This window comes from Mycobacterium alsense (assembly GCF_002086635.1).
GTDB classification, from domain to species: Bacteria; Actinomycetota; Actinomycetes; order Mycobacteriales; family Mycobacteriaceae; genus Mycobacterium; species Mycobacterium alsense.
Window position 1 is genome coordinate 1 of sequence record NZ_MVHD01000099.1, and the last position, 6,408, is coordinate 6,408.

The window sequence follows — 6,408 nt, forward strand, 5'->3', positions numbered from 1 at the left end:
CAACCGCCCCAACACCGCCCGATTACCCCACCCCTCCAACCGAGCACGCTCAACCTCACCCAACACATCCACCGACGACAACCGCCGCCCCGCATCGGCCGCCATCGCCACCAACACCCGCTCAAACCGCCCCACCAACGCCTCGATGCTGGCCGCGTCGAACACGTCGGTGCGGAATTCCACCAGCCCGCCGATCCCGGCGGGCTCGCCGGATTCGCTCCAGCGCTCGGCCAGGTTGAACGTCAGGTCCATGCGGGCGGTGTGGGTGTCGACCGGCAGCGGCGTGACCTGGAGATCGCCCAGGGCCAGCCCGGCGGCGTCGGTGTCCTGCCACGCGAAGTTCTGCCAAGCCAACATCACCTGAACCAGCGGGTGGTGGGTCAGGCTGCGGGTCGGGTTGAGCCGCTCCACCAGCACCTCGAAGGGCACGTCCTGGTGCTCGTAGGCGGCCAGGCTGCGCCGGCGCACCTGCGCCAGCAGCTCGGCGAAGCTCGGGTCGCCGGCCAGGCCGACCCGCAACACCAGGGTGTTGACGAAGAAGCCGACGACCTCGTCCAGCGCGGGGTCACGCCGGCCGGCGATCGGGAACCCGACGGCCACCTCGGGGCTGGCGCTGAGCTTCGACAGCAACACCGCCAGGGCGGCCTGCACCACCATGAAGCTGGTCGCGTTGTGCTCGCGGGCCACCTGGTTGACGCGCTGCTGCAGCTCGGCCGGCCACTCCACCGCCAGGGTGGCGCCGCGGTAGTCGGCCACCGGCGGGTAGGGCCGATCGGTGGGCAGCTGCAGGTGCTCGGGCATGCCCGCCAGGGCGTCCTCCCAGTAGGCCAGCTGCGCGGCGATGCGGCTGTCGCTGTCGCCGAGATCCCCGAGCTGCGCGCGCTGCCACAACGTGTAATCGACGTACTGCACGGCCAGGTCGGCCCAGCCGGGGGCCTGCCCCCCGCAGCGGCTGACGTACGCCGCCCCCAGGTCGTTCACCAGCGGGGTGATCGACCAGCCGTCGGCGGCGATATGGTGCACGACGGACACGTACACGTAGTCATCGTCGGCGACGCGGAAAAGCTTTGCCCGCATGGGGATTTCGTTGGCCAGGTCGAACGGGAAGCTGACCACCTCGTCGATGGCCCGGCTCAGCTGTGCCTCCGACCATCCGGTGGCATCCACCACCGCCCAACCGAAGTCGGCCCGCTCGGCGGGCACCACGAGCTGGCGCGGTACGCCCTCGATCGCCGGGAACAGGGTGCGCAGGCTTTCCTGGCGGGCAACCACGTCGGCCAGCGCGGCACCCAGCGCGTCGGCATCCAGGCGCCCGCGCAGCCGCAACGCCACCGGCAGGTTGTAAATCGGCGAGGGCCCCTGGAACTGGTCGATGAACCACAGCCGGCTCTGGGCGAACGACAGCGGGACCACCGCGGGCCGCTCACTCGCCGCCAGCGGCTGCAGGCGGTCCTCGTCCCCGCCGACACGGGGCGCCAGCTGCGCAACGGTGGGCGCCTCGAACACCGCACGCACCGAGAGGCCGGCATCCAGGGCGGTGTTGACGGCGGCGATCAGGCGCATCGCCGACAGCGAATCGCCGCCCAGGTCGAAGAACGAGTCGTCCACCCCGACGCGCGGCACGCCCAGCACCTGGGCGTAGATGCCGGCGAGGATCTCCTCGGTGAGGGTGGCCGGCGGGCGGTAAGTTGCGCTGTCCTGGTACTCCGGCACCGGCAGCGCCCGCCTGTCGAGCTTGCCGCCGACCGTCAACGGCACTGCGTCCAGCGCCACGACGGCGGCCGGAACCATGTAGGGGGGCAGCCGCTCGGCCAGGGCGGCGCGCAGCTTGCCCGGCTCGGCGGTCCCGGTGACGTAGCCGACCAGGCGCTTGTCACCGGGGCGGTCCTCGCGGGCGATGACCACCGCCTGGTCCACCCCGTCCAGCCCGGCCAGCACGGCCTGGACTTCGCCGGGTTCGATGCGGTAGCCGCGGATCTTGACCTGCTCGTCGGCGCGCCCGAGATACTGCAGCTGCCCGTCGGGGCGCCAGCGCACCAGGTCCCCGGTGCGATACAGGCGCGTCCCGGGCCCACCGAACGGTGAGGCCACAAAACGCGAGGCGGTCAGGCCGGCCCGGCCGAGATACCCGACGCCCACGCCACGGCCGGCCACGTAGAGCTCGCCGACCACGCCCGCGGGCACCGGCCGCAACGACTCGTCGAGGACGAACAGCGCGGTCGTCGGTACCGGCGCTCCGATCGGTGCCGTGCCCGCCCCGACGGAGTCGGCCTGCAAAGGCGCGCTCATCGACGCGTACACCGTGGCCTCGGTGGGCCCGTAGGCGTTGATCACGACCCGCCCGGGCGCCCACTGGTCCACCACCTCGGCCGGGCAGGCCTCCCCGCCGAGTAGTAGCGCCACCGACTCCAGCCCGTCCGGGTCGAGGGCGGTCACCGCCGACGGGGTTTGGGTCAGCACGTTGACCCGTTCGCGGACCAGCAGGTCGTGGAAGTCGGTCGGTGAACCGACCACACAATCGGGCACCACCACCAGCCGCCCGCCGCCCAGCAGGGCGGCCCAGATCTCCCACACCGAGAAGTCGAACGCATACGAGTGGCACTGCGTCCACACCTGCGCCGCCGGGAGGCTTGCGGGCGTCGACTCGGCGAGGTGGACCAGGTTGTGGTGGGCGATGGCCACACCCTTGGGGGTTCCGGTGGTTCCCGAGGTGTAGATGAGGTAGGCGATGTCGTCGGGAGACGGCGCCGGCAGCGGCGTACTGGGCTGGCGCTCGATGGCGGGGTCACCGACGTCGATGACGGCCAGGCCGCATCCCTCCAGCCGCTCGGCCAGCCCGGCCGACGTGACCGCGGCGACGGGCGCGGCGTCGTCGAGCATGAACCGCATCCGCACCGCCGGCAGCGCGGGGTCGATCGCCAGGTACGCCGCCCCGGTTTTCAGCACCGCCAGCATGGCCACGACGGCCCCCGCCGAGCGCTCCAAGAGCAACGCCACCCGCGCGCCCGGGCCGACCGAATACCCAGACAGCAAGTGCGCCAACCGATTGGCCGCCTCGTCGAGTTCCCGGTAGGTCAGTGACCGGCCCTCGGAGGTGACCGCCACCGCCTCCGGTGCGCGGGCCACCTGCGCGGCGAACAGCTCGGGTATCGACGCCGCGACCGGCGCGGACCGCGTCAGTAGCGCCCGGTTGCCGACCTCGTCCAGCCGGGCGCGCTCGGCCGCGTCGAGCACCTCGATCGACGACAGCCGGCGGCGCGCGTCGCTGGTCATGGCCGCCAGCACCCGCCTGAAGCGCTCGATCAGCGTTTCGATGCCGGCGGCGTCGAACACGTCGGTGCGGAATTCGACTCCGCCCCAGATGCCCGCGGGCTCGCCGCTCTCGCTCCACCGTTCGGCCAGCGAGAACGACAAGTCCATGCGGGCGGTGCGGGTGTCCAAGGTCAGCGGGGTGACCTGCAGGTCGCCCAGGGCCGACCCCACGGCGGGCTCGTCGGCACCGTCGGCCTGCCAGTTCTGCCAGCCCAACATCACCTGCACCAGCGGGTGATGGGTCAGGCTGCGGGTCGGGTTGAGCCGTTCCACCAGCACCTCGAAGGGCACGTCCTGGTGCTCGTAGGCGGCCAGGCTGCGCGCCCGCACCTGCGCCAACACGTCGGCGACGCTGGGATCACCGGCCAGGTCCACGCGCAACACCAGCGTGTTGACGAAAAAGCCGACCAACTGGTCCAAGGCGGGGTCGCCGCGCCCGGCGATCGGGAAGCCGACCGCCACTTCGCTGCTGGCGCTCAGCTTCGACAGCAACACCGCCAGGGCGGCCTGCACCACCATGAAGCTGGTCGCGTTGTGTTCGCGGGCCACGCGGGCGACCTGCTGTTGCAGCTCGACCGGCCACTCGACCCACACGCTGGCGCCGCGGTAGTCGGCCACCGGCGGGTAGGGCCGATCGGTGGGCAGCTGCAGGTGCTCGGGCATCCCGGCGAGAGCCTGCTCCCAGTAGGCCACCTGCGCGGCGATGCGGCTGTCGTCGTCGCTGAGGTCCCCCAGTTGCGCTCGCTGCCACAGCGTGTAATCGACGTAGTGCACGGCCAACGGCTCCCAGTCGGGGGCCTGCCCCCGGCAGCGGCTGGCGTAGGCCACCCCGAGGTCGTTCACCAGCGGGGTGATCGACGACCCGTCGGCGGCGATGTGGTGCACCACCGACACGAGCACGTGCTCGTCGTCGGCGAGGCGGAAAAGCCTTGCCCGCATGGGGATTTCGTTTGCCAGGTCGAATGGGTGACTCGCGACGTCGTCGATCGCCTCGCGCAGCTGGCTTTCCGGCCATCCGCCGGCGTCCACGACGGCCCAGCCGAAATCGGCATGCTCGGCGGGCACCACCAGCTGGCACGGAACGCCCTCGTGGGCGACGAACAGCGTGCGCAGCGTCTCCTGGCGGTTGACCACGTCGGACAGAGCGGCGCCCAGCGCGTCGGCGTCGAGGTGGCCGCTCAGCCGCATCGCGACCGCCATGTTGTAGATCGGTGACGGGCCCTGGAACTGGTCGATGAACCACAACCGGCTCTGCGCGAACGACAGGGGCACCACCGCGGGCCGCTCGACCGGCCGCAGCGGCTCGAGCCCGGCTTCGGCGGCCCCGATGCGCGGCGCCAACTGGGCGACCGTGGGCGCCTCGAACAACGTACCCACCGAAAGCCCGGCGTCCAGGGCGGTGTTGACCGCCGCGATCAGCCGCATCGCCGACAGCGAATCCCCGCCCAGGTCGAAGAACGATTCGTCGACACCGACCAGCCGGGGCGGCTCGATGCCGAGCACCCGGGCGAAGATGCCGGCCAGGATCTCCTCCACCGCGTTGGTGGGGGCGCGGTAGTGGTCGGTGTCTTGGTATTCGGGTGCGGGCAGGGCGCGGGTGTCGAGTTTGCCGTTGACCGTCAGCGGCAGCGCGTCGATGACCACCACCGCCGCGGGCACCATGTAGGACGGCAACCGCTCACCCAGCGCCGCACGCACCTCGCCGGGATCCACCGTCCCGGTCACATACCCCACCAGCCGCTTGTCACCGGGACGGTCCTCGCGGGCGATCACCACCGCCTGGCCCACCCCGTCCAGCCCGGCCAGCGCGGCCTGCACCTCACCCAACTCGATGCGATACCCGCGGATCTTCACCTGCTCATCGGCGCGCCCCACATACCGCAACTGCCCATCGGCACCCCACCACACCAAATCACCGGTGCGATACATCCGCTGCCCCGGCGCACCGAACGGACACGCCACAAACCGCGTCGCCGACAACCCCGCCCGACCCACATACCCATCGGCCACCCCCGCACCGGCCACATACAACTCCCCCACCACACCCACCGGCACCGGCCGCAACCAGGCGTCGAGCACAAAAAACCCAAGATGGGCCAACGGCACCCCGATCGGGCTGACCGCGCTTTCCACATCAGCAGCCACAATCTCGCGGAACGACGCATGCACCGTCGTCTCGGTAATCCCATACATATTGATCAACCGCGGCGACTGCGGATGATTACCCAACCACCCCGAAAGACGCTGCGGCTCAAGAGCTTCCCCACCAAACACCACAGCCCGCAACGACAACCGCCCACCACCATCAGGCGACAGCACATCAACGGCCTGCAACGCATAAAACGCCGACGGAGTCTGACTCAACATCGTCACCCGCTCATCGACGAGCACACCGTACAAATCCTCCGGCGAACGCACCACCGCATCGGGGACCACCACCACCCGACCACCAAAAAGCAGCGCGCCCCAAATCTCCCACACCGAAAAATCAAACGCCAACGAATGACACTGCGACCACACCTGACCCGCCAACCCCAGATCCTCATCCAAGGTCTGCAACAACCGCACCACATTGCGATGCGGAATCGCCACCCCCTTCGGCGTGCCCGTCGTACCCGAGGTGTAAATCACATACGCAACATCATCAGGCGCCGGCCCCACCAACCCCGAAACCGCCCGCCCCCCAACAACATCGACAGCCGCAGCGTCGACATCCACAACCACCACATCACGCCCAGCCAACCGCGAACGCAACCCCGCCGTCGTCACCACCGCACTCGGCGCCGCATCCCCCAACACAAACTGCATCCGCGCCTCAGGCACCGCCGGATCAATCGGCACATACGCCGCCCCGGTCTTAACCACCGCCACCATCGCCACGACCGCCTCCACCGACCGCGGCAACAACAACGCCACCCGCGCACCCGGACCCACCCCATGACCGGCCAACACCCGCGCCAACCCATCCGAAGCCCCGTCGAGCTCCCCATACGTCAGCGACCGACCCCCACCCGACACCGCCACCGCACCCGGCGCACACGCCACCTGCCCAGCAAACACCCCCGCAATCGAGCCCGACCCCACCAACCGCCCCAA

At 70.4% G+C, this 6,408-nt stretch carries 1 protein-coding gene; it reads right to left on the reverse strand.

The window, feature by feature from the left end; all coding sequences use genetic code 11:
• The coding region (locus BST11_RS26385) for an amino acid adenylation domain-containing protein (RefSeq protein WP_142276598.1) at positions 1-6,408 on the reverse strand (6,408 nt) is incomplete at both ends.